Source organism: Bacteroides sp. AF20-13LB (assembly GCF_003603065.1).
In the GTDB taxonomy this organism is placed as follows: Bacteria; Bacteroidota; Bacteroidia; order Bacteroidales; family Bacteroidaceae; genus Bacteroides; species Bacteroides uniformis.
This window is the reverse complement of the sequence record NZ_QTMH01000005.1, coordinates 106,568-128,068: the sequence shown is the minus strand read 5'-3', so window position 1 is coordinate 128,068 and position 21,501 is coordinate 106,568. Positions and strand designations below refer to the sequence as shown.

33 protein-coding genes are annotated in these 21,501 nt (G+C 52.1%); all 33 read right to left on the bottom strand.

The window, feature by feature from the left end; translation table 11 throughout:
- Positions 1–111: 111 nt before the first annotated feature.
- Positions 112–984 (bottom strand): DpnD/PcfM family protein, encoded by an 873-nt coding sequence (locus tag DWX62_RS07135; protein WP_004293663.1) that lies wholly within the window; start codon positions 982–984, stop codon positions 112–114.
- Complete coding sequence (locus tag DWX62_RS07130; protein ID WP_008143046.1) at positions 981–2,885, bottom strand: hypothetical protein; 1,905 nt, start codon at positions 2,883–2,885, stop codon at positions 981–983. Before DWX62_RS07130 ends, DWX62_RS07135 begins: the two co-directional genes overlap by 4 nt.
- Positions 2,872–3,462, bottom strand: a complete 591-nt coding sequence (locus DWX62_RS07125) for a hypothetical protein (protein WP_004293661.1) — start codon at positions 3,460–3,462, stop codon at positions 2,872–2,874. The genes DWX62_RS07130 and DWX62_RS07125 overlap by 14 nt, the downstream gene beginning before the upstream one ends.
- A gap of 130 nt (positions 3,463–3,592) precedes the next feature.
- Entirely contained in the window at positions 3,593–4,261 is a 669-nt protein-coding gene (locus DWX62_RS07120) for a hypothetical protein (protein ID WP_004293660.1), read from the bottom strand.
- An 81-nt stretch (positions 4,262–4,342) separates the two neighbouring features.
- Positions 4,343–4,933 carry a tyrosine-type recombinase/integrase gene (locus DWX62_RS07115; protein WP_004293659.1) on the bottom strand — a complete coding sequence of 197 codons (591 nt, stop codon included), beginning with the start codon at positions 4,931–4,933 and terminating at the stop codon, positions 4,343–4,345.
- Between the two features lie 11 nt (positions 4,934–4,944).
- A complete protein-coding gene (locus DWX62_RS07110; RefSeq protein WP_004293658.1) occupies positions 4,945–5,844 on the bottom strand; it encodes a DUF932 domain-containing protein in 900 nt (299 codons plus the stop codon).
- A gap of 69 nt (positions 5,845–5,913) precedes the next feature.
- Positions 5,914–6,675: a hypothetical protein gene (locus DWX62_RS07105; protein WP_017140898.1), complete on the bottom strand. Its 762-nt coding sequence runs from the start codon at positions 6,673–6,675 to the stop codon at positions 5,914–5,916.
- A 2-nt stretch (positions 6,676–6,677) separates the two neighbouring features.
- Positions 6,678–7,490, bottom strand: a complete 813-nt coding sequence (locus tag DWX62_RS07100) for a hypothetical protein (RefSeq protein WP_004293656.1) — start codon at positions 7,488–7,490, stop codon at positions 6,678–6,680.
- Between the two features lie 21 nt (positions 7,491–7,511).
- Positions 7,512–7,727, bottom strand: a complete 216-nt coding sequence (locus tag DWX62_RS07095; protein WP_004303944.1) for a hypothetical protein — start codon at positions 7,725–7,727, stop codon at positions 7,512–7,514.
- A 15-nt stretch (positions 7,728–7,742) separates the two neighbouring features.
- Complete coding sequence (locus tag DWX62_RS07090; RefSeq protein ID WP_004293654.1) at positions 7,743–8,279, bottom strand: hypothetical protein; 537 nt, start codon at positions 8,277–8,279, stop codon at positions 7,743–7,745.
- A gap of 2 nt (positions 8,280–8,281) precedes the next feature.
- Positions 8,282–9,304, bottom strand: a complete 1,023-nt coding sequence (locus DWX62_RS07085; protein ID WP_004293653.1) for a hypothetical protein — start codon at positions 9,302–9,304, stop codon at positions 8,282–8,284.
- Between the two features lie 59 nt (positions 9,305–9,363).
- Positions 9,364–9,573, bottom strand: a complete 210-nt coding sequence (locus DWX62_RS07080; RefSeq protein WP_004293652.1) for a hypothetical protein — start codon at positions 9,571–9,573, stop codon at positions 9,364–9,366.
- Position 9,574: 1 nt separating this feature from the next.
- Positions 9,575–9,793, bottom strand: coding sequence for a hypothetical protein (locus DWX62_RS07075; protein ID WP_004293651.1), 219 nt, complete (start codon positions 9,791–9,793; stop codon positions 9,575–9,577).
- A gap of 51 nt (positions 9,794–9,844) precedes the next feature.
- Positions 9,845–10,192, bottom strand: coding sequence for a hypothetical protein (locus tag DWX62_RS07070; RefSeq protein ID WP_008143041.1), 348 nt, complete (start codon positions 10,190–10,192; stop codon positions 9,845–9,847).
- Positions 10,192–11,124, bottom strand: coding sequence for a hypothetical protein (locus DWX62_RS07065; protein WP_008143040.1), 933 nt, complete (start codon positions 11,122–11,124; stop codon positions 10,192–10,194). Before DWX62_RS07065 ends, DWX62_RS07070 begins: the two co-directional genes overlap by 1 nt.
- On the bottom strand, positions 11,105–11,341 hold the full coding sequence (locus DWX62_RS07060) for a hypothetical protein (protein ID WP_004322721.1): 237 nt from the start codon (positions 11,339–11,341) through the stop codon (positions 11,105–11,107). The genes DWX62_RS07065 and DWX62_RS07060 overlap by 20 nt, the downstream gene beginning before the upstream one ends.
- A 33-nt stretch (positions 11,342–11,374) precedes the next feature.
- Positions 11,375–11,959, bottom strand: a complete 585-nt coding sequence (locus tag DWX62_RS07055) for a hypothetical protein (RefSeq protein WP_008143037.1) — start codon at positions 11,957–11,959, stop codon at positions 11,375–11,377.
- Positions 11,960–11,970: 11 nt separating this feature from the next.
- Positions 11,971–12,696, bottom strand: coding sequence for a hypothetical protein (locus tag DWX62_RS07050; RefSeq protein WP_008860791.1), 726 nt, complete (start codon positions 12,694–12,696; stop codon positions 11,971–11,973).
- 13 nt (positions 12,697–12,709) lie between these two features.
- Complete coding sequence (locus tag DWX62_RS07045) at positions 12,710–12,997, bottom strand: hypothetical protein (RefSeq protein WP_004322729.1); 288 nt, start codon at positions 12,995–12,997, stop codon at positions 12,710–12,712.
- A gap of 12 nt (positions 12,998–13,009) precedes the next feature.
- Complete coding sequence (locus DWX62_RS07040; protein WP_009316556.1) at positions 13,010–13,162, bottom strand: hypothetical protein; 153 nt, start codon at positions 13,160–13,162, stop codon at positions 13,010–13,012.
- Between the two features lies 1 nt (position 13,163).
- A complete protein-coding gene (locus DWX62_RS07035; RefSeq protein ID WP_008143031.1) occupies positions 13,164–13,349 on the bottom strand; it encodes a hypothetical protein in 186 nt (61 codons plus the stop codon).
- A 202-nt stretch (positions 13,350–13,551) separates the two neighbouring features.
- Positions 13,552–14,640, bottom strand: a complete 1,089-nt coding sequence (locus tag DWX62_RS07030; RefSeq protein ID WP_008143029.1) for a hypothetical protein — start codon at positions 14,638–14,640, stop codon at positions 13,552–13,554.
- The gene (locus DWX62_RS07025; RefSeq protein WP_004293642.1) at positions 14,637–15,116 is read right to left on the bottom strand and encodes a hypothetical protein; all 480 of its coding nucleotides are present in this window, start codon (positions 15,114–15,116) and stop codon (positions 14,637–14,639) included. Before DWX62_RS07025 ends, DWX62_RS07030 begins: the two co-directional genes overlap by 4 nt.
- Before the next feature lie 869 nt (positions 15,117–15,985).
- Positions 15,986–17,248 (bottom strand): RNA-directed DNA polymerase, encoded by a 1,263-nt coding sequence (locus tag DWX62_RS07015; protein ID WP_008143026.1) that lies wholly within the window; start codon positions 17,246–17,248, stop codon positions 15,986–15,988.
- Positions 17,241–17,879: a hypothetical protein gene (locus tag DWX62_RS07010; protein ID WP_009316558.1), complete on the bottom strand. Its 639-nt coding sequence runs from the start codon at positions 17,877–17,879 to the stop codon at positions 17,241–17,243. The genes DWX62_RS07015 and DWX62_RS07010 overlap by 8 nt, the downstream gene beginning before the upstream one ends.
- Before the next feature lie 43 nt (positions 17,880–17,922).
- Entirely contained in the window at positions 17,923–18,570 is a 648-nt protein-coding gene (locus DWX62_RS07005; protein ID WP_004293639.1) for a hypothetical protein, read from the bottom strand.
- Between the two features lie 28 nt (positions 18,571–18,598).
- Positions 18,599–18,844, bottom strand: coding sequence for a hypothetical protein (locus DWX62_RS07000; RefSeq protein WP_004293638.1), 246 nt, complete (start codon positions 18,842–18,844; stop codon positions 18,599–18,601).
- Between the two features lie 12 nt (positions 18,845–18,856).
- The gene (locus DWX62_RS06995) at positions 18,857–19,036 is read right to left on the bottom strand and encodes a hypothetical protein (protein WP_008143020.1); all 180 of its coding nucleotides are present in this window, start codon (positions 19,034–19,036) and stop codon (positions 18,857–18,859) included.
- A gap of 10 nt (positions 19,037–19,046) precedes the next feature.
- Positions 19,047–19,367: a hypothetical protein gene (locus tag DWX62_RS06990; protein ID WP_004303957.1), complete on the bottom strand. Its 321-nt coding sequence runs from the start codon at positions 19,365–19,367 to the stop codon at positions 19,047–19,049.
- A gap of 5 nt (positions 19,368–19,372) precedes the next feature.
- Positions 19,373–19,852 carry a hypothetical protein gene (locus tag DWX62_RS06985; protein WP_120172661.1) on the bottom strand — a complete coding sequence of 160 codons (480 nt, stop codon included), beginning with the start codon at positions 19,850–19,852 and terminating at the stop codon, positions 19,373–19,375.
- Between the two features lie 4 nt (positions 19,853–19,856).
- A complete protein-coding gene (locus DWX62_RS06980; protein ID WP_229076194.1) occupies positions 19,857–20,054 on the bottom strand; it encodes a DUF3846 domain-containing protein in 198 nt (65 codons plus the stop codon).
- 93 nt (positions 20,055–20,147) lie between these two features.
- Positions 20,148–20,606, bottom strand: coding sequence for a hypothetical protein (locus DWX62_RS06975; protein WP_008143016.1), 459 nt, complete (start codon positions 20,604–20,606; stop codon positions 20,148–20,150).
- Entirely contained in the window at positions 20,603–21,493 is an 891-nt protein-coding gene (locus tag DWX62_RS06970; RefSeq protein ID WP_008860787.1) for a hypothetical protein, read from the bottom strand. The genes DWX62_RS06975 and DWX62_RS06970 overlap by 4 nt, the downstream gene beginning before the upstream one ends.
- Positions 21,494–21,501 lie beyond the last annotated feature (8 nt).

Genomic DNA, 21,501 nt, shown 5'->3' with positions numbered 1-21,501 from the left:
TTTTGTATAAGGGGTGGAATACTCACCTCGTTTTGAAAAAAAAGACCGCCGCAGCCGTAGCCGCGACGGCCCGTCATCATTATGGCATGTGATGAACAGGTTCTATTTTCGTTATTCGGCCTCGTAGTACGGTACGCCGTGCCTTACCACTGCTTTTTCCATTTCTTCCCACCAGATTTCACTATGGCGGTCATTGTCAAAATCTATGGGCTTTCTTTTACCGAGCCGCAGCCGGTCCCGTGTCTCCATTTCCGTTTCGTACACAATCTGTTCCATTTCTTCGTCCGTAACATGGTAGGTATCGAACGGCTCCGGCAGAGATTCCAACTCCCTGCGTGACAGCTCGGATTGCCCGCAGGTGAAAACCTTGTCATAGAAAGCGTCATCTTTCGGCGGCAGTTCGGGTTCCTGTTCCGGCAGCACATCCAAATAATCCGACTCGTACAGGTAGTTTTCGTCGCGCCCCTTCGTCTGCCGGTTGTTCTTGAACTCTTCCAGATCACTTTCCGTCAGGCGGAATTCCTTCTTCTTACGCCGCAGGTACTCCATCATGTTTTCGAGGGAGGAGAACGGGGCTATGAGCTCCATGGAAGAACGGTTGTGCCAGGCATCGCTCCGGTACAGCAGGTAGACCTGCGGGCGGTTCCGGGCCGCCTCCTTACGGTATTCGCCGAACTCATACAGGGCGTTGTCGAAACTTCCGAATGCCAGCCGGACTTTGTCTTCGACGGATATGGACTCCCGGCATTCCTCGAAACGGCGTTGCACGTATCCGATGAAATCCACGTCTTCCAGAGTCTCCATGACCGTGCTGTCATCAGTCGAGAGCGCGATGTCAGCTCCTGCGAAATTGTCGGCTGACAGCACGTGTTTCTCTTCATTGTATTCGTCTTCCGCCCTGCAGACGGCCAGACCGGGCGTTTCTGCCTCGATCTCCACGACCTTACGGAGCGTCTCTTCGATAGCTATCCGGTATTTTTTCATTGTATGATGTTTATTTGTTTCAGTTCACGTTTGTAGTTTCTCAATGACGGCTTGTGCCCTTTCTCCCTTACGATCTGGCGCATCTGTGCAAAGGTGTATGCCTTCTCCATGTCCAGGCCGTAGTCCGTGGCGAATGCCGTCATTCCGATATAGCAGAAGCCGAACTTCCGGTGCAGCATGTCGGCCGTATAAGGAGTCATGTCTTCCGCCAAGGTTACGGGGACAGCCATTCCCCGGATCTTGAACTTCAAGCCCTCGATAAGGGTCCCGCAGTTGTCGCTGTGGTAGGTCAGGTCCCTGCGGCGGGCGCAGTAACCGATGGTCTCACCCATGAAGGTGTTGCGGAAGATTTCCGTACGGTTCAGGTCCTTCAACTTCTCGACACCGTAATAGCAGACCGCCTGTACGGCTTTCAACGCTTTGTCCACACGGGGTTTGACAAAGCGGGGGTCGTTTTCCGCCACGATCTTTTCCAGCCACGTGCGGTGGAAGGTTCCGACAGGCACGTCGAACACCTTCTCCGGCGTGCAGTATTTTGAATCCGACCGCGTCATCATCAGATGTGCCGAGGACGGCTCGTATTGTTCTTTCAGGTAAAAGGCCAGACAGGTATTGCCGACTTTGCAGTAAGTATAGTCGTCACGGCTGTTTTTCAGCGACAGCATCGTGGTTTCCCCGCCGTAGAACTTCTCGGGCAGTCCGGTCTGTCGGCAGAACTCCGTGAGGAAATGTCCGGGGATGGCATGTGCATAACTGCGCTCCTGGTAGCACTCCTTCGCCATTTGCGGAGTGATGAACCGTTTGGCAAAGTCACAGATATGGTAATGACCGTAATCATACGCCGCCTGCGTGTTCGCGGAGCTCTGGAACTTTTTGGGCATCTGGCGGAACCAGCGGAAACTCGTCCCGTGCTCCATGCAGTAGTCGACAAATTCCCGCGTCCATACATTTTCAGGAAATTCGGGACAGTTGCCGTTTCTTCGGATGAATGCCTTGCACACTTCCACCGAGAGCAGGGATTGTTCAGTTTCCTCGTCGATATAGCAGTTCGTCTCCCGTTTGCTGTTATCGATGGCAATGACCAGTCTTTCCGGTGTCTTGAACCGCTTCGGCAACTCCCCGAACATGTAAGGGTGTTTCTCCATCAGCCGGTCCGCCAGCATGTCGTCCAGATATACCGACAACGGCTTGAAAAACTGGGGGTCTGTGATGAAGTTTTTTCCTTCGGTCGAACAGACAGCCGCATGGAGAATCTCATAGGAATAGAACCGGGCGGGAACAAGCGAGAGGTCATGTTCCGCCATCTTGCGGTAGTATGCCGCAGTCTTGAAACGGGACGGCACGACGGCATCGGTAACCGTGCTCAATATTTTCATCCCGTCGAGCATCCCGTAATAGAACTCTTGAGTCTTTACCTCAACGGGGACATATCCGAGGATAAGCCCCGTTTTCATGACGGCGTCTGTCCTGCTGTCCGTGTAATACGGGTCGTAAATATAGCTGCGCAAGGCCAGGTATGCCAGTTGCGCATCCCAAAGGCGTTCAGGTATGAAGGCGAGAATGTCGAAATCCCCGCGTCCGTTTCGGATGACCGCTTCTGCCATTTCTCGGGTAACCATTGCTTCGGGAACGGCCGTGATATTCTTCGGTTTTTTGCGCATGGCGTAGTCACAGACTGCTCCCGAACGGTACGCCTCCGGAATATTGCGCAGCTCGAAGCTGTGCCAGCTCTCCGTGCTGCCCGCGATGATTCGTTCTATACGTCCGGGTGTGAGGAAACGTCCCGGAATATGGCTCAGCACCTCTATTTCCTTGCTTTCGACGGCTGCTTCCACGATCTCTTCCGTGAACAGGTGTTCCGGCAGCCATTCTATGGCCGATACGATGTTATTGTGCCGCATACAGTTTCTTTTTAAGGTTGGACGAACGGACGATTCTCACAAGGCGGCACCCCCGGTAGACATAGAGTATCCTGGATTCCCGTTCGGCGAGTTCCTCAAGTCCCTGCCAGTGCTGCGGTGTATTTATCTTTTCGAGTCGGACATGGTTGTTCACATATACCGTGATCGGTTTCATGCTGTCATGGGAGGGCGTATCTTCGACGAAGAGCGGCTGTTCACAGTATTCTCCCTTGTCCATGACATGCCATCTGCCGTTATCGAACAGGAGGCACGTGTCCTCCATGCGGCCGAAAATGTCTGCGTTGTCCGCGATGCGTGATGCGGATTGCCGCGGTGTTTCCCGTCCGTCACGGATCTTTGAAAAACAGTGGACGGTATCGCCGGTTCCTGTCCATTTTCCATAGGGTGACGGTCCCAGTTTTTGTATGTCGCCCAGCGACAGCAGGGCATCTACCCGTCTGTCATTGGGATAGAACACCCGGAGTTTCCTCACAAGGTCTTTTGAAAGCGTCTCATGGAGCGCCTTGATGTGCCGGACACTGCCGTCCGGCAACAGTTTTCCGATTTGTATGCTCATAATAGTGCTATCTCTTGTTGTTGAAGTATAGCCGGGTCGTCCTTCTTTCGATTGACAGTCCGGCTTGAAAATTATGATTTACAGAAGTCTTCGGACTGGTATCCGGCCATGTCCGGTACGGAACCGCGTGTCATTCCGTCCTGTCGTCTTCCCGTCTTTTCATTTTCAGTTCCCTGCCGGTTGCCGTGCGGCAGAGCGGCAGTTTCCCGGAAGCGGTTTGCTTGCATCCCTCGACGAGCCGTCCTTCAGACACCATTTTCCCGTACATTTCCCTGATATAACGGTATGCCGGGGAGGTGTTCGAATAAACGGACTTCCCACGGAGTGTCTTGACACGCAGCTTTTCGACGAGTATTTCCAGCACCTGCTCCCGGCTCTTGTACAGGTTCCGGCGCTTGGTGCGGAAGGCGTCGAGAAAGACACCCCCGATAGTCATGTCATGAGTCTTGTGGTAATACGCGAGTTCTTCCTCCTCCGTCAGGTCGAGAATCTCGCCGTAAGTGTCAGTACGTAGGTACCGGAAGGTCGTTCCTTGTGCCAGAATCTTCTCGATAAGCTCCATGTGCTCTTTAAGAACAGGGCCCGATAACGATTGGGGATGACAGTACAGGCATGTCTTTCCGAGATACACCTCGGGACAACCGTCTTTGTATTTGTTTTCCTTGATGCTGAACCCTGTTTCCGTGAAAAGGCGCTTTACCTCGTCGAAGAAGCGTCCGGCTTTCTCTTCCGGCATGCGACCGCCGTCATAGCCGGACTCGACGCGGAAGTATGTGTCGATATATATCGGTGTGTCCATTTACAGTTCTGATTTTGATATGTTATATAAAGCATAGCCCGGAACCTCCCGCTCGGGTTCCGGGCATCGTTGAAAATATTCTCATAGACGTATGGAATCGAACACTTTGTCGATGTCCTCCTGCGCCAGCCCGATGTAGCGCCGGGTGGTTTCCAGGTTGGAATGGCGGAATATCTGGTTGAGCAGGATCAGGCCCTCGGCCGAGCGTCCCATCAGCTCGTAGACATAGCGCCCGAAAGTCTTGCGGAAGGTATGTGTGGAGAATGCCCTGATCGGCAGCCTGTACCTTACCTTGAATACCTTGAGCAGCCTGTTGATGTATTCCAGCGAGTAAGGTTTCCCGGTACGCGGGCTGAGAAAGATGTACTGTTCGGGGGCGGGTTGTCCGAGCATCTCGTACAGGAAACGGTTCTTCTCCTGCACGTCCCTGTTGAACTTGATCAGGCGGTTTTTCTTTGTTTTCTGCTCGATGCGGGTCATGGTGCTTTTTCCTAAGATGTCTTTCCAGCGCAGGGTCCTCACGTCGGAGGCCCTGCATGCCGTGCAGAACGACAGCCAGCAGTAGGTCTCCCACAGGTACTCGCCGTCCTTCTCAAGCCCGCGGACCAGCCTGTTATATTCCGCTATGGGCAGGTAGTCGGCTGTCGTCAGTTGTCCCTTGATTCTTGTCACGTGGCAGCCTTTTAAGATTCCGGCAACCCTTCCGAGAGCATCAGCTCGGCCAGCGCCCCGTTCTGGGGAATCATGGCCGGAATGTCCGTACGTCCGGGCTTGTAGATTTCGGTTGCCACGTTATAGATATCCCACGCCGTGAGCGTCTTCTTCTCTTCGGTGAGTTTGAGCAGGTCCTCGGTGAAGATGGAAATCTGGGACTGGTTCAGGGGATAGGTCTCCACCTTGGACGAAAGACGCTTGTCGGAACTGTCATGCGATACGCGCAATGCTGTCAGCAATCCGATGTAGGCGTACATCTCCACCGGGGTAATTACTTTCGCTTTCAGGCGGCGGATGCGTTCCCTGTCCTCGTTCATCTGTACCTCGAAGTTCGAGAGCCACTCGTCTACACGACCGAAAAGCTCTTCGGTGGTGACTTTGTCTTTCCCGTAGTTCGACACACTGCGTTCGGGGGAGAGGATGCACTGGTTGTGGCACACCCTGACGCACGGGCCGATGGCCGCCTGGATGCCGTCCTGATGGAAGGCGATGACAAGCGTCGTGGTCAGCTCGTCCGTTTCCCATTCCTTAATGCGGATGGTCGTATAAACGCGGCGCAGGATATGCGCCTCGACGGCCATCGCCCCGTACTTTTGTTCCACCTGGGGCAGGACGACCACGCCGGGCTGTGCCTTGTTCTTGTTCTGGGCGGCGAAGATTTCCTCCACCTCGTAATTCAGGTTGTGTTTCTGGCAGATGTCCGCCATGCGCTCTATCACCTCGTAATGGTAGATTCCCTTGAGCGGGTTGCCATAGATGTCATTTTCCTTGTGTGTGCGCCGGAGCGTGTCGAGCGTCATCACCTCGACGTTGTTGTTCTGGAAATCGAACTGCACGGGGGCGGCCGTTGTTGCTAATGCTGTTGCCATAATGATTGATATTAAAAAAGTTATACAATAAGAAAGGCGGTGAACCGTTGTCCATCGCCTTTCCGGAATTCATTTTGCGGTTTCAGGCAGGTAACGCCTGCATATCAGGTCCGTGATACTCGGGTAATACACGTTGCCATAAGTTCCGTATGGTCCGAAACGGGCAAGGAAGCGGAAGTAAAAATCTACCGGACGCCGGTAGCTCGTCTGTATTTTGGTTTTCAGCAGGCGGTAGGCGTACTCGTCAGAATTTTCCACCTTGACCTTGCGTCCGTTGAAATAATAGTTTCCCTCCTTATCTGAAGAAAACGATACCTCTTCCTTTGCCGGACGCTCGCCGGCAACGACCCTGAAGAAGTCCTCCAGGGAGCGGCAATCCTGGTATTCTACCGGAATCGTGTCGCCCTCTCGCAGTTTCACGTCCAGTTTGTCAAGCAGTGTCTTGATGGCGGGCGTGTAGATATTTTCGGATTGGAAGCATCTTGTATCCCGCCAGTATTTCTCGAAAAGAGAGCCGGTTTCAAGGAGTAGGAACAGGGTTTCACGCGCTGTCTGCGGTTTATCGGCCAGATATGGAATATACTCGGTCACCAGTATGGAAAGTGAAAGATACTCCTCCGGTTGCAGTTCGCTCTTCTGGTGCAGGTTACAGTGCCTCTCGAGCAGGGAGTCGATGTCGGCTTCCCGCAAGCTTTCGTCCGTCCATACCAGGCAACCTTCTTTCTTGCAGGCGGGACATTTATCCGCTCCATACGGCAGGAGCATCACCTTGCCGCAATCGGAACAGGTGACCAGGTCGCCTCGTTCCGTATAAACATCTACCGTTTCCATTCTCAATCCTCCGCGTAAGGCCATTCAAGGCAGCAGTCATTGCATACGGCCACGCCCTCGTCACTCAGAATGTCAATATCTGTGCCCCCACATTCGGGGCATACCGGTACCTTTTTCTTGTCCATTCGTCGCTCTGCCGCTTCTTCCGTCAGAAGCAGCGGCACCCAGTATGCCGATGTGCCGAAATCCCGTATCCCGTTTTCATCCTGTATGGGTTCACAACCTTTCGTTCCCATGTATTTCTGGGAGTCCGGCCAACACACGGCACGGTAACACTTGTCCCGTTCGGGAGATTTGCCGGTATGGCGTATATAGTCTTCCTCGGGCACGTAAAGCGCCCCGTTCTCCCCGCTTCCCCATGCCGGATAACCGGTTCCTTCTTCCTCGAAAGGAGCACTTTCCTCGGGAAATTCCACGAGTGCATATAACTTGTCATCCCATGCCAGGGAACACTCGCCGCAGTGGAACCGACTTTCGTGAATATCATAACGGATATTTTCCGAATTGCATTTCGGACAGATAATGTCTTTTGTTTTTACTTTCGGGAAACTCAGGATTTCTCCGGCAATGATTTCCATGCTGGGCCAGAACAACTGTTCGCAGTAATCGTCGGCCATCTTTTCCGCCAGATTCTGCATGTCGTCATCGCTGATCTTTTCCACATCGAAACCTTGTCCTTCCAGGTCATCGCGGTGGACGGACGTGATAGGGAAATACCCGGCGTTCAGCTCCCGGATAAATTGTCTTTCCTCTTCTGTCGGTTCGGGTAAGTTGTTGAAATATTCCCTGAGCCGTTGATAAAGTTCTCTTACCATAATTATATTCCTGTTTTTAATCTAATATCCACCAGTCGAGGACCAGTAGTTCCGGTCCATGATTTTTTCAAGTTCGAGGTCGGAACGTTCTTTCCAGAGGTCGAAGTCATCAAGCAGCTCCGTTCCGTCCTCCAGAGAAAGCACAGTATCCTCATTGTCAAACAGATAGTCTTGTATGTCATATCCGGACGGATAACGGTTTTCCCGGATGATTTCTTCTGCAATTTCCTTGTCCATTCGGTTGCCATTTTTTCAGTTCGCCGGTATTGTAACCGGATTCATTTGTTTTGTCTTTTCCTTGTAAAACCTGTCGATGGCAAGGAAGTAGTCCTCCGCATCCCAATCAGTGCCCGCATGCTCAGTCTCGAATTCTTCCGCCCACTGGACGATCTCGGCATTGACGGCACGGGAGTCCCTGTCCTCCCACAGGTTGTCCGCCCCGGCATTGTAGGCAAGGTCCACGACAGCCTCCTGCAACTTGTTGTAGCCGTTACACTCTCTACCGTTGGAACGCAGCCATAAGTCCACGTCGACGGCATCCTCTTCCGTCGTCCCATTGTGCAGGCACAGGCACTGCCCGTTGCCGTTATGGCATACGAGGACCGGCCGTTTGGTGTCGGGGCATATCCGTACCAGCAGCTCATTGGCGGCAAGTGTTTCCGTATCATGCCCATTGAGCATTGCAGGAAGCGCCTGGCTGACCAGACTCAGGATTTCCTGTTCCTCCTTTGTCCCGGACGGCTTGGAAGCCAACAGGTTCTGTATGCGTTTAAGAAGATTGTAAATCATAATCAGCAGTCATTATGTTCTTTCCAGATTTTACGTTTCTCGTCATAGCCCTTGTTTTCCCACCATTCATTGCAGGTTTCGGCAAACCCCTGATGGTTGTCTCCGGCCGGACACTTGTCCTGACGGCAACCCGTGATCTGTTCCATTTGATTTGCGTCCAACGAGTTCCACCATTCCTCCATGCGTTCTTTGAACTCTTTTAAAGTACAGAATGGCTGATGGTCCTCGCATTCGTCGCACCAGTTATCATAGCGGTCTATACCCGTGGTACCGATGAATGTACGGGCATTCGGATCCACCCATGCCTGGGTCTGTATATTGTCTGAACCGCACCCCTCGCATACGACAATCTCGTCGTCATTGACATCAGCGGAGATGAACCCGTGTTCTTCCAGCCAGTGGGCAATCTCAAGCAATCCCTCGGTCTGTACCTGTCCGATGGGCTCATCGAAATCCTCGCCGGCTTCGCCGTTGAGCGTGCAGAGCAGTTTGCCGTTCCCGTCGATGAAAAGTTCATAAACGGTCGCACTTTCATAACCGCCGTATCCGTAAAAAGCGGAATTGTGGACCACCACTATCGGGGAGGTTTCATACTCCGCTGATTCCGCCTCCCGGTAATGTACGCCGCAGTTGCGGTAGAACGTGCCGATGATGTTGTTCTCCTTCTTCACGGCGTCGCGGATTTTCTCCATAAGTGATCTTCTGATGGAGATGATACTGAGGTGCGCATAATCCTTACGGAGACGTCTGTACACTTCCTGCTCGAAGTTGCCTCGAACAGAGTCGAAAGGGGATACGCCGGCGTTCTCCCGGATATATTTGTCCTCGTTAAAGTTGTAGCGCCGGCAGACAATATTCTTGACGCGGCGGAATTCCTCTCCGGCAAATTTGAGGATACTGTTCTCGCCTAGCGAAGTCGGAAAATAGCAGCGGGGCATGTGCACTGTCATTTCACGGTAAAGTGTGTCATCGTCTTCCGGAAAGGTTCTGTCTGTTTCCGGCTTTGTAGGTTTTTCCTGTTCCATGTTGCTTGTTTTTTATCTGTAGTTGAACAATTTCCGGTTTGCCGCCCGTTGCATGGCGGTCACCATATTCTTATGTCATAATCTTTAAAATAGTATTCCAACTCTTTTAATCCTTCCAAAGAGTGCAGCTCGTTCTTTCCGGTCACTTCGATGTCGACGGATACTGCATTTTCATCTTTGATGTTTACTTTGGCATTGTCAAATACGCATCTTACATATTCTGCAATGCATGAGGCAGGCAGGTCGTTTTTTACAATATTAAGTACCATATTATTTATTGTTCATTAAATGTTTGCTACGTCCATAAACCGGGCACCGCTTGCGGTATCTGCATTCGCCCCGGGCCGCGTCGGTATGCGCCCGGTGCCATTCATCCCAGCTCTTCACTCCATTGTCTGTAAGGAATATGATCAGTTGCATGCAGCAGAAACCGCGTTCCTCACGTTTCCGGTCATGAAGGTTGGCCAGCCCGTTATCTTTAGGTTTCATACAGGTTTGATGTTACGGCAGGTTTGCTCGAAACGCCTTCATGGCATATCATTAAAACCATGAGACATGCACATAGGCATCGCTTTGGTCACTGCCGTTGATTAGACAATCGAGTACTTCGATAAACTTTTCCCGGTCCATCCCGACCTTTGCCAGGCAGGAATAAAATTCTTCGGCATTCTGCCGGAAGGTTTCATCCTGTTCTGAGATATGTTTTCTTAGCTGCTGCAGACCCGAACGGGCTATTTCGAAGTCATCGGTATAGGCGTCTTCTGCGGAGTTATCAACTTCGAACATTGTCAGGATATCATAAAAGATATCCTGACCGTCCCCGCCATACATACCCGGATATTTGTATTCGATTTGCCAAACTCTGGCTACATGTAGTTTTCTGGCCATTATCTTTTCATTTTTCGGATTTGTTGTCTTATGCAGTGCAGCATCAATTCGATACCACGGATGCTTTCCTCATTCTCTTTCAGTTTGTAATAGTAGGCGTTCGCTTCGTCGTAGTCTTCCCGTGCCTTGCGCAATCTGCATTCCTTGGCGTCACGGACCTGTTCATGGGACAGGTCGTAACCGATGAACTCGTCCATGAAACAGGAAACCGTACGCCCGTAATAGTGGTCCGTGCGGGTTTCCACCGCAGTACGGATGATGTCGTCGCACCGCCTTCCGAGTGTCCGGAGTACGTCGCTGATATGCCGGTCATGGTACTCGTAACCGAAGAAACGGGTATACCACTCGTGTTCCTGCCGGTTTGTCTTCCCCGCGTAATACTCGTACCATTGGGCGTCGCACTTGGTGTGCCTCTGGGTAACCTTGAATATGGCATACTCTTCACCGATCCATGTAAAACGTGAGAGTATCTCACTCGCTTCTTCCTCATAGTAGCTATCCCGCCAATTCAATTCTTCGGTCTGGCTGAGCGGGAGGAATGACTGTTTGGTGATCCACTGCCCGAAACCTTTGTGCGTGACATGCGGAAGCACTTTCACGACCTTGCTCCATGCCTCGTTGCAGGCTTCATCCAGTGAAGGGAAACTTTCAGGAAAGCGTTCCCTGTCCGTTCCGTCTCGCAACACCTCGTTCCAATCTTTGTCGCAGACAATGAGGGTGAGGTCCTCCCTCACATGGCAGTCGCGTTCGCAATAGCCGTAGGGAGCATCGCAGAGCGTGTACCACTCCTTCGGTCCATAACCGTCGTCACGTCCCAGATAGCGTCTGGGCTTCCCCTTCTCTGTCTGCACCTCCCATACTTCCGTGCAGTTTCCACGGTCGATATGGTGCAGGCGTACCCTGATTTCCTTGTTATCTCGTTTTTCTTCCATGTCGTTCATTTTTAGTATGGCCTGTCTTTTTCTTTTCGAGAATCCGGTAGATTTCTTCAAGGTCATGCTCATTGTCTATCGGTTGCCCGTATTCCGTATCCACGATGACCACCCTGGCATTGGCCAGGTGACATCCTGCTATCGTCTTGTCATAGTCGCTCCATTCAGGATTGATTTCTGTTACCGTGTCAAATTCAAGTCCGTATGATGTCTTCATTGTATTTCCAGTTATTATGCGTATTTTTCTATTTTATGCTGCCGCTTTGTTCTGCCCGTCGATAATATGCCTGCATTCGGCTTCCAGTTCTTTCATACATTCCGTACCATAGAATCCCCAACAACTGTCCAGTTCATTGTCATCGTCACTTTCCGGCATGATGCGATACCCGAAAACTTCCCCGGTATAGTAGTTGTCAAGGGTACTGATTTCGTCTTGCAGGTATCCCTCGATCCGCTTCCTGCGTTTCGCGGTGATGTTCTTCCACCCGTATTCCCGGCGCACCTTGTCCAACGGTACCGCGATGATTCCGAAAAATCCGGAATCCCACGGGCAGCTGAACGGCGAGGTGGATATTGTAATGCCGCCATGGTCGTAGAGGTAGACCGGCAGGGCGATATATTCCTTCAGGAACGATTCCCGGAAATTTCCGATATGCCCTTCAAAAACCTTGTCGATATCGAAGTGGTCATCAAACTCCTTCTCCGGGCGGTAGCGACGATGTGCCGTATAAAGCGTACCGAGATTGTCATACGCTTCACGCGGGCTTCGGGCGTCATCATCATAATAGATGTTGATGCGATACCCGTTATATTTGATTTGATTATATAGATTCATTTGCCTGGGTATTATGTTTTGTTACAAAGTCTTACAAATTGTTCCGTAATCTCGTCCCGCTCGAACTCGTCGCAGTTCAGGTCGAAGAATATACCCGAAGCCGCGAGCATGTCACGGGCTTCTCCGTAGGTAAGGTCGTTCCTGTGCCTGTATCTGTCCACCATATCCCGATGTTCGGCTTCCGCCCGGTCGTGCAGCCTCATTTTATACTGCCTGTACCATGCGGGGAACTGTTCCTTGGAAACCATATGTTCCAGCTGCAAGTCCCGGTATCTTCCCGGTGCCAGCAGGATGTGGCTGTCAATGTAGGACTTCGCCTCGGCTATGATTCCCTCCCTGGTGAAGGGACGGTGGGAGCGTGCCGTGAAATGCACCCATCCACCATGCAACGGGTGTTCGATTTCAATCTGCACACCCTGCCTCCTGACATGTACCACGATATAGGCGGTCTGGCCGGGGAACATATCGTCCTTGAGGCTCACTTCCCGGCAGGCCGGCGGGTCAACATGGATGTAGTGGTCCTGCCTTGCGCCCTCGAGGAACCTTTCAAGCTGCCGCATCGACTGGCAGTAGATGAATGTCCCCACGCGGCACTGGCCTCGGCGGATGTCGCCGTAATAGTACTTTCTTGCCCTTGCTCCGGTAATGCGGGACTCGTCCGATGCCTCGAAATAGCTCCGGTAGGTATCGTCCGTACGGCAGAAATCATATATTTCCTGAAAAGTCCTTGTTTTCATTTGTTACTCCTTTTTATGTATTGTCTTCTTCCGGCGGGGGAAATTCCCCCGTCCTGTAAAATATCTCTCCGAGACGGTCAGCCTGTTCCGCCAGACCTCTCTTCCGGACAGCCGACACGGCATCGCATGCGGCCTTTTCGTACATGCCCAGCAGTACCGCCTCGGGCAGGCGTTTCGTCCGCCACACCTCCTGTGCGGTGGCGAGCATCTCCACCTCGCAGCCCAGATGGGCGGCTGTGAGGATAATGACGGCATTGCCGATAAAGTTCGGTATGCGTTCTTCCTGTTGTTCTCCTTTCATTGTTCCGTGCCTTTAATCCGTTTCGAACTCGTCTTCATAGACCTCGATCTCCTTCCCGCTCTCGCAGATGCGTACCAGCCAGGTGTATTGGAGCCGTTCCAACAGCTCTATACGGCGATAGCCCTTGTAGGGCACTTTCAGCGTTGCAATGTCTCCCGGTTTCATGTCAGGCGGGTATTTCAAACTGGACATGGAAATGGAATTCGCTTATCAGGCTGCAGATCTGCGGTACTGATTTAGGATCCTCCCCGTAAGGGTAGAAGATGGTCCGGCAACGTGTCAGGCATCGGATACCCTGTTTTCGTAACCGGTACAGCAGGTAGGCCCTGCGTCGTAGTTGTTTCTTGCTCATCGTATAAAGGATTATGTCGTTTTGATTAGAATAGCGGTGTGGTCGTCAAACAGGGGCATCTCTTTACGTTTTCGATGTAATGCCTCCATTGAAAGATGCTCATCTTGTGTTAACAGGGATGAGCATCATTTCAATGGAGGGAGTACTAATTTATTCTGACCCGCCACACCGTGCCGCCTACCGGGCGGATGGAGATGACGGCCTATTTCTTACGCCATGCCGCCATCTTCTTTTTGATGTTGATATTGTTGTCCGCCAGCATTTTTTTCAGGACTGCCAGCAACCGCCAGCCTTCTCCGTTTTTATACTCTTCCGCCTTGGCTGACAGGAACGCCAGTGACTGGTACTTGTCCAGACGCCGACCCCGGTCATTGACAGCCGTGCAACCGTGGAAACGAATCAGGTTCTGCATGGTAAAGAACGCCCCGGCTCCCTTATAGGCATCCATCCATGCCTTGCTTTGAGGAGTGCCCCATGGCAGCCGGATACGACGGTCATTGAACTGTCTGACCGCGTTGTAAAGCTGTGTGGCGTCCAACGCGTGCCTGATGTGGGTTATCGCGATGGAAAGCGGGTAGTACAGTTTGGATTGCAGGTCCTCCACGAAAATATTACGGCCGTGTATACGCTTGTAGGGAACTCCCTTGCATTTTCTTGTTTCCAGGTTGCCCACGTGTTTTTTCAGCGCGTTGACATAGTCGCTCGCGATGGCCAAAACCACATCACGGTTGAACCAGCGGTTTCTCTCGGCAAAACCCGTGATGTCCTTGTGTTCCATCTTCATCTGGGCGTGCAGCTCGTTCAAGAGCATTTTCCACTGGTAATCATAGCCTTTCCGGTGAATCATCTCGGTCACCCCTGCCGGCTCTTTTTCACGGTAATGCGTGTATGACATCATATGGAACATTTGTGCCATGACCCACCGGCGGAAGAGTCGGTTGTTGGGAACGGTACCCTGTGCCATGATGCTGCCGAATATCGGGTCGTTGTCATCCAGGATGGTAAGTTTCCCGTCTTTGTTGGAGGCGATATACTCGCCGCCCTCGGCTCCCTGCATGGCGAACAGGCAGCTCACGTCCACACCGGCACCGCGGAGTGCCTCGATACGCTCCCGCGCCCCTTTGGGAAGTCCGGCGGGAGAATTATGGCCGGCCACCACCGGATAGACGGTGCCCAAATCCGAATTCTTGCCGATAACGGTGCCCGTGGCGGCAAATTCCTTGTCCGCGATGGCGAATTCCGTGCCGCATCCGGGGCACAGGACTTTTGTTTCTTGTTTCTTTCTGCTCATTGTGAATTTGTTAATAGTTGATTACTTCCGGGTTCCACCCATTTTCTGAGTATCACCAGGTCCTTGTCTTTTTCGCTTTGCCAGAACCATTTGCCCATCGTTTCGGGATTCCATGTGAACCCGCCTATAATCCGGCAGAGGATATAGAATTCCAGCTCGAATTGCGCGGTATCCCGGTGTTGCCCGTACAGCATGTCCCCGTCCTCGAGGTCACTTTCGGGCAATGCCATGAAATACCGGCGGGACTTGCTCTGGCTGCGCTCCGATGGTATCGAATGTTTATAGCGGCGGTACAGCTCCTCCACATCCGTGAAAAAATCCCCGCAGCCGTACTCCGGCAACCACGGAGCGCCATCATACCTGCCGTTCCGTATCATGTGTCTCCCGTTTACTTTTAAACTTCTGGACTGGAAATCAATCCGGAAATTTGCGCCGTTCTCTATGGCGGTGACGGTTTCTCGGTAAATATCTTCCATTTTCTCACCTGTTTACAATTAATGGCACTCAAACCCCTAGCGCGTATCTTTATAGTCCTGATAAATACAGTAGGACTTCGGTCCTGAACCAGGTAGTTGCCTGGCTCAGGACCAAGCTTGAATACTGTATCTTGAATTTGGGTCCCTCGTGCATATGCGGTCGCGCTACCTTCTGTTCAGGGGACTCATCCGGACGGCACATCCCTTTAAAAACCTGATACGGGCCGCGAGTACAGCTGGAACCTGTGTCATCTGTCGTGTTAGCAGGAGATGACACAGGCTCCAGCCGTGTGAATTGCGGCTCTGTTGAAATCCCGGCCTTGCCCCCTTTGCCCTGTGCTGTTCTTTTTGCGGTTCCCGGAATGCCGGCACGTTCCTTTACAGGTCCGATGTCTGCTGTGGCGGAAGCCGGAATGGCGCCGTCGTATAACGTTAGGGATACGACGGCGCGAGACGGGCTTATCGGGGACAGCAGGCTGAATCCATTCCCCCGAACCGCACGTTCCCGTGCTGGAAAAGACTGAAAGTTCTCATAATACCGGCACATGGCTTTATGCTTCCGATGTATCCCGCGTATGGGTCTTCTGCGGAGTCCGAAGGCGACGGTCAGCCGCCTTCAGACTCGGAAAGAAGACGTTGGTACGCGGGATGCCCAAACCTATTCCTTGAACTTTCCCGGTGTGCTCCGGTAACGGGTGCGGGACAGACGGCACATGACTTTAATTTCCCGATACATTACAGGCGCAGCCAGAATCGAGATGGGATTAACCGGGTGTTAGACCGGTTAATCTCGATATGGATTCTGGTTATAAGCCTGTAACGTTGAATAGCCTGCCCGTCCACCCGTTCTGCCGTGTGCCCGGCGTAACTTATAGCGATGCCACCAGCGTGTTGTACACCGCCCGGCTGGTCAGAAGGGCGTTACGCATGCAGCCGACAGTCAGGTAACCCGGTATGTCCCGGTCTGTTTTATCGCGGTTGGCCTTCACGTTGCGTCCCCGTCCCCGGACGATGCAGCCATCCGGTTTGGTTCGGACATATCCCAGACCGCCGATCTTGCACCTGCCCGTCTGAATGGCTCTAAAGCAGTCCATCACGAACTTGTTCAGCTCGTTGAGGTCACTCTTCACATTACAGACCGGCAATACCTGTATCGCCCAGCTGAACTCGCCCTTGTACAGGTAACGGTTCACGGCGTCCACGGCTTTTGCCAGTGTCGTGTCCCGGCAGCGGATTGTCCGCCGCTCGATCTCGTGCTGGAAGGTCTTGATGCGTGATGACGAGAGCGAGACCATGCCGCCCTTGATACTGAATCCTAAGAACTTGAACCAGACATCGGCTGCCAGGTATTCCACTTTCTTGGGATTTAGCTTCATGGATTTATCTTCCAGGCGTTTTTGGAGTGTGTCCATCGCTTTTTCATAATCCTTGCCGATAAAAAGCATATCGTCGGAATACCGGACGTAGTAGCCGTTCATTTGTGACAGTTCCCTGTCTAGGTCGTAGAGCAGTACATCCGCCAGCCAGCTAGCCACAGCACAACCCTGTTTCAAGGATTGATACTTGCTTTGCAACCGGTTATCTTCATCGAAATAGAGGTCCGAGTGGTAATATTTCCTAAGTACGTCTATCAGGGCAGACTGGCCGTGTTTGGCCTCCACCTTGTCGAACGCCTCGTCGATGAACCGTATCGGAACACTGTCGAAGTATTTGGAAAGGTCGGACTTCCAGCCCAGACAGCCGCTATTGCCGGTTTCTGTCATCCGGTGGCTGACTTCCGTAACTACCTTGCCGCACCCTATACCGGTCTGGTAGGACTTGCACGAAGAGTGCAGCATCTCCGGCATCAACTCGAAGAGCAGGTCGTTGGCGATACCCAGTACTACGCGGTCCATCGGCTCGTTTACGTACACTGTGCGGAACTCACCGTTGTCCTTGGGTATCTGCGCCGTGTGGGGAGGGGAAATCTCGTACTTTCCCCGGCGCATGGCATAGGCCATCGCCATACGGGTATGCTCGTCGGTCAGCCGAATAAGTTGGTCTTTCCTAATGTCTTTCAGCACGCCTTTCTCAATGGCCTTCGTCCACTGGCCTATGTCGAAGAACATTTGCAATATCTTGTCTTCATTCATAGCACTCAAAACTTTTTTGGGAAAGGATAAAATTCAGTATGTCCATGCCGGATTCTACGTCACATTCCTGCTCGTACTCCTCGCCCGTGTAGTAACTGTAACCCATGATGAAGATTTTCCCGTCTTTCCGGAGCGACGCGTTCGTGATGACCAGTTCCACGGGGTCACGGTCCACAACATGGAGATAGGTCGAGGATTGTTCACCGTTGTCATCAAGGCTGCCGCCACACTCGGAAAGCAGCTCCACGGACAGGGCGTAACATTTTTCATTCAGGGCTTTCTCCGCCACGTGATGGTTGTTCATCTCTTCCGTAAGTGTTCGGATGCGGTCACCGCGTCTCTGCTCGGGAACCGGTTCGAAAGCGGTTTCGAACATCCAGACAGGCATCCATTTATGGAAGACGGCGGGTCCCAAGCGGCATATGTAAACTTCATCGTTCTCTTTCTCCGTCTCCGGGATATCCATTCCCGAGGCTCGTGCTGCCGCTACGCTCATGCGCTCGAAACCGCCGAGGCAGGAAGGTGCCGACTTCAAACGGTAGGGACGGATGTTTCCTACAGGGACACCCATTGACATAAGTAGCATCCCCTTAAAAGTGTCGGTAACGGGAGTGGTTTGCTGTTTGTTCATTCTTTTATTCATTTTCTGGTCTTTGTACATACATTATGATTTCTCACGCATCCTCCGCAAGGGCTACAAGCCGCTCTTCCGGCAGCAGGAACTCCTCGTCCGTGAAGTAATAGCAGATTTTCCGGTCCACGGCCTCCGCCTCGTCCGATATGGGTGCGCCGTCTTTGCCGACCAGCACGTCTTGCAGACCCGTTACAGAGACTAGGGTTTTGTATTCCCCGCCCGTTCCACGGAACAGCGTCAGTTCCCTGACAAAATATTCCCTGTCATTCCATGTGATAATCTCAAACATTTCCTCCACTTCCGGGAACAGCCGGCACAGGACCGGAAACAGTTTGCAGGCATCGCTCCGGAGCATCAGGAAGACACATTCCATCAGGCATAGTCCGGCATCTTTGAGCATGGGCAGCAATACGTCCGTGCCTGCTCCGTTTGCCTCTGCCACTATCAGGGCTTTCCAGTATCCTTCCTGGAATGAGTCCGTCCAAGGGATGAGTTCGGCTGCCCTGACGGAATAGGAAACCGCGATTTCTTCCGGATTGTCCTCGTCCGTGGAAATCAGTCCTATTTTCGTGTCATCTTCGACAGGCTCCTTTACCGGCAGGCAGACTTTCATTTTCCGGAACGTGTCCGTGTCCTCGTCCGCCCAGTTGACAAAGCCGCCGAATCTTATAAAATCATATCTGCTCATTTGTCATTATTGTTTATTGTTATTTACCTTACAATTCTTCCGGTTCTCCATCGTTGATACTCCGGTAGAAACGGTCTCCGTCCGCCCACTTCTTGGCGGTGATAGCCAGCTCGAAAGCTTCCTCTATGGAAAGGCCGTCGGCGGGAAGGGCATCAAGGAGTTCTCCCATGCATACGTCATTCTCGCGATACTCTTTCTGCACCTTTCCGAGTGTCATTCTGCCCTTGTCCGTCTTTTTACGCCACAAAAGCATCTGTTGTATCCAATTTTTCATGCGATTCTTTTATTAAAGGAAATCCTTGGCATAACTGCGGGCTTCATTGAAAGTGTTGAAGCCGATTCCACTCATGCAAGAGATTGCCCAGTATCTTAATTTCCTGCTTTCGGCACGGGCAAGATAGATTTGCCCGATACAAATCCCGTCTTTGAGAATGTCATGCCGCTTGTCTTTTGTAATCCGTACCATGTTCCGACATTCACTTGTCCATTTTCCAAAATCCGTAATCGGACCCGTCACCGAGATGAGCACCGAAATAGTACCCCTCCGGTGAGTAACTATCGAGCGTGTCGAACAGCGATTCCAGCAATCCCGCCGCGTCATCGCTGTTCCACCAGTCTGCTTCTTTGTCCTCCATGGCATGGGCGGGGATGGCATTCATCACCTGCACGTACTCCGGTGTGTCACGGATAACGTCCAAGAACGCCGGAATCAGGTCCTGCGTGCGCATCGTGCCGTGGGAGATACTCTCTCCCGGCACGGCATGGAGGCGGTTTTGTGTCCTCTCGTCTATGAACATGGCATTTAGATAAAGGGCAGACGGGTATCTTCCAGCATGGAGGCCAGCATTTGACACATCTCGTATGAAGCACGGTTGCGGTCGTCAATGCAGCGTGAATCACGCCCTGCCATAGCGGTAATGGAAGCCTTTACCGTTCTGAAGAATGTCTGTTCCAGTGTCTTGTGGAAATAAGGAAGAGCCTGGGCGAAACGTTCGGACTTGAATTCCAAATCGTTCATGGCGTATTCCAGCTGTTTGGCCGCCTTGTACTCGCGGCTGTTCTCCAGGCTTTCCGGAATATCACCGAACTGTGCGGTCCGGAGCTGGCGTTCCAGTTCGATGACGGCCACCGAAAGCAACAGCTTGATGGCTTCCGGGTTGCCGATACCGTGTTTCTGCCCGTCAGCGGTATGGAACTCGATCAGGTTTACACTGTTATTCTCTTGTAATTCTTTGTAGCATGCGAGGGTCTTGCTGAGCGCTTTTGCTTTCTCTTTATCCATAATTTTATCTGATTTGATTGTTATTGCACACAAGTACGTCCCCAACGATGAAGTCTTTCGACGCCGGGTGATGAGCACGGAATATCCTGCTCGCTTCAAGATTGAGGGACAGAGGGATAAGTTTGCCTTCCTCGTTGACGACCATTGTCGTGCTCCCGTCCAGTTCCACCAGTTCGATGTAGCCGCCGACAATCGCCTGCATCTCCTCCAGCGTGAAGTCTGAGCCATTGGCTGGCTGCACGGGTTGGCGTGTTCCGTCCGTTTTGATGATTTCTGTCATAGTTGCTTTGAAATTTTAAGATTCATGACTCGCCAGTATATCCAAAATCTGTTGCAAAGGGAATTTTTCAGTATAGAATCGCTCGTCGGTATGTTTGCCGTACGCCCGGTATCTGGCTTCCCCGTTTGCAAATACCGCCAAGATATGGCTGACCAGCACATTGTCCGGCGGAACCAACCTTTCCAGTTCCGTTTCGGTCAGTTCCACGAAGCACCAGTTATTGTCTTCCGGCAAGTCCTCGCTGCCCAGTATCCCGTCCTCGTCCGGCTGGTAAAAACCAACCGATATGTCATAAAAGTTCAAAGACTGGAAACTGATGTCATCCTTGAATGGCTTGACGGCTTCCAGCCTGCCGGACTGTGTCTGTCTCCACTCTTTTGACAGGTACACGATTGCAAAGTCGCAGCAATCCCATGCACTGTCAGTTCCTGCCTTGAGCAGGAGGTATGGGGTAGGTTCATTTGAGATTTTCATCGTATTTCCCTCCTTTTATGCCACGCGTGATACCGTTTCACGGTGCGTAGCTGGTTAATGATATGGCCAAAAAGCTCGCGTGAATAGATGCGGTAATGGAACACAGCCGAATACTCGCATACATTGCCGTGAAAGTCCACGTGGGAGCGGTCATCCGCAAAGTCGAACAAGTCGCCCTGGATTTCCAGCGTGTATTTGTTCTTCCGTAGCCAGTCAAAAAACTCGAAGATGTCCTTCTTTTGGGAGTAGAAAGTGCAGTATTCGTAGCGGTTTCCGCGCAGGTTCCTCAGCAATGCCGCCATCTCGTTCCGTTCCCGGCGGTCGCCAAATTCGGATCCCGTCCGAGTGGCGAGGTTCTTCAGGAAATATATTTTACCTCCATACTCGAAATAGTACGGTATGTAGGTGACCGTCTTTTTGTACCAATTGACATATTTGACAAAGGAAGCCTTCTTGACGATGGCGGGATGCAGGTTTACTTTCTCCATGTGTTCCCGAATCTGGCGGTAGATTTCCGCATTGGAAAGACGTATGGGACGTTCCGCCCGGAAATACCTGCCGTCCGACTCGAAACAGAGCGCGTACAGGTTTCGGTAATACGGTTCCCCGACAAAGAACCAGTCGCTCTGCATGCGGGCCGGAGGCAGGCATTCCAGCAGTTCGTAATAACGTTCCTCCGTAATTTCATGGAAGGGCTTGCAAAGTGCCCGGGTATAACGCTTCACAAGCAGTGTCATGCGTACCGGTGATACAGCGACCAGGTACGGGTTCTTCTCCCTTTCGCGCAGTGCTTCCAGCGTCTCGCCGCCGTAGTCGCTGTGCATGTCATCCGACATCGACGTGAGGCATGTCCCGTCGAAATAACGTGAATCGATGATGTATCTCATGGGCACTG

Coding starts and splice junctions, on each gene's coding strand:
- DWX62_RS07135 (WP_004293663.1), bottom strand. CDS start 984: ATGAAAAAATACCGGATAGCTATCGAAGAGACGCTCCGTAAGGTCGTG.
- DWX62_RS07130 (WP_008143046.1), bottom strand. CDS start 2,885: ATGCGGCACAATAACATCGTATCGGCCATAGAATGGCTGCCGGAACAC.
- DWX62_RS07125 (WP_004293661.1), bottom strand. CDS start 3,462: ATGAGCATACAAATCGGAAAACTGTTGCCGGACGGCAGTGTCCGGCAC.
- DWX62_RS07120 (WP_004293660.1), bottom strand. CDS start 4,261: ATGGACACACCGATATATATCGACACATACTTCCGCGTCGAGTCCGGC.
- DWX62_RS07110 (WP_004293658.1), bottom strand. CDS start 5,844: ATGGCAACAGCATTAGCAACAACGGCCGCCCCCGTGCAGTTCGATTTC.
- DWX62_RS07105 (WP_017140898.1), bottom strand. CDS start 6,675: ATGGAAACGGTAGATGTTTATACGGAACGAGGCGACCTGGTCACCTGT.
- DWX62_RS07100 (WP_004293656.1), bottom strand. CDS start 7,490: ATGGTAAGAGAACTTTATCAACGGCTCAGGGAATATTTCAACAACTTA.
- DWX62_RS07095 (WP_004303944.1), bottom strand. CDS start 7,727: ATGGACAAGGAAATTGCAGAAGAAATCATCCGGGAAAACCGTTATCCG.
- DWX62_RS07090 (WP_004293654.1), bottom strand. CDS start 8,279: ATGATTTACAATCTTCTTAAACGCATACAGAACCTGTTGGCTTCCAAG.
- DWX62_RS07085 (WP_004293653.1), bottom strand. CDS start 9,304: ATGGAACAGGAAAAACCTACAAAGCCGGAAACAGACAGAACCTTTCCG.
- DWX62_RS07080 (WP_004293652.1), bottom strand. CDS start 9,573: ATGGTACTTAATATTGTAAAAAACGACCTGCCTGCCTCATGCATTGCA.
- DWX62_RS07075 (WP_004293651.1), bottom strand. CDS start 9,793: ATGAAACCTAAAGATAACGGGCTGGCCAACCTTCATGACCGGAAACGT.
- DWX62_RS07070 (WP_008143041.1), bottom strand. CDS start 10,192: ATGGCCAGAAAACTACATGTAGCCAGAGTTTGGCAAATCGAATACAAA.
- DWX62_RS07065 (WP_008143040.1), bottom strand. CDS start 11,124: ATGGAAGAAAAACGAGATAACAAGGAAATCAGGGTACGCCTGCACCAT.
- DWX62_RS07060 (WP_004322721.1), bottom strand. CDS start 11,341: ATGAAGACATCATACGGACTTGAATTTGACACGGTAACAGAAATCAAT.
- DWX62_RS07055 (WP_008143037.1), bottom strand. CDS start 11,959: ATGAATCTATATAATCAAATCAAATATAACGGGTATCGCATCAACATC.
- DWX62_RS07050 (WP_008860791.1), bottom strand. CDS start 12,696: ATGAAAACAAGGACTTTTCAGGAAATATATGATTTCTGCCGTACGGAC.
- DWX62_RS07045 (WP_004322729.1), bottom strand. CDS start 12,997: ATGAAAGGAGAACAACAGGAAGAACGCATACCGAACTTTATCGGCAAT.
- DWX62_RS07040 (WP_009316556.1), bottom strand. CDS start 13,162: ATGAAACCGGGAGACATTGCAACGCTGAAAGTGCCCTACAAGGGCTAT.
- DWX62_RS07035 (WP_008143031.1), bottom strand. CDS start 13,349: ATGAGCAAGAAACAACTACGACGCAGGGCCTACCTGCTGTACCGGTTA.
- DWX62_RS07030 (WP_008143029.1), bottom strand. CDS start 14,640: ATGAGCAGAAAGAAACAAGAAACAAAAGTCCTGTGCCCCGGATGCGGC.
- DWX62_RS07025 (WP_004293642.1), bottom strand. CDS start 15,116: ATGGAAGATATTTACCGAGAAACCGTCACCGCCATAGAGAACGGCGCA.
- DWX62_RS07015 (WP_008143026.1), bottom strand. CDS start 17,248: ATGAATGAAGACAAGATATTGCAAATGTTCTTCGACATAGGCCAGTGG.
- DWX62_RS07010 (WP_009316558.1), bottom strand. CDS start 17,879: ATGAACAAACAGCAAACCACTCCCGTTACCGACACTTTTAAGGGGATG.
- DWX62_RS07005 (WP_004293639.1), bottom strand. CDS start 18,570: ATGAGCAGATATGATTTTATAAGATTCGGCGGCTTTGTCAACTGGGCG.
- DWX62_RS07000 (WP_004293638.1), bottom strand. CDS start 18,844: ATGAAAAATTGGATACAACAGATGCTTTTGTGGCGTAAAAAGACGGAC.
- DWX62_RS06995 (WP_008143020.1), bottom strand. CDS start 19,036: ATGGTACGGATTACAAAAGACAAGCGGCATGACATTCTCAAAGACGGG.
- DWX62_RS06990 (WP_004303957.1), bottom strand. CDS start 19,367: ATGTTCATAGACGAGAGGACACAAAACCGCCTCCATGCCGTGCCGGGA.
- DWX62_RS06985 (WP_120172661.1), bottom strand. CDS start 19,852: ATGGATAAAGAGAAAGCAAAAGCGCTCAGCAAGACCCTCGCATGCTAC.
- DWX62_RS06980 (WP_229076194.1), bottom strand. CDS start 20,054: ATGCAGGCGATTGTCGGCGGCTACATCGAACTGGTGGAACTGGACGGG.
- DWX62_RS06975 (WP_008143016.1), bottom strand. CDS start 20,606: ATGAAAATCTCAAATGAACCTACCCCATACCTCCTGCTCAAGGCAGGA.
- DWX62_RS06970 (WP_008860787.1), bottom strand. CDS start 21,493: ATGAGATACATCATCGATTCACGTTATTTCGACGGGACATGCCTCACG.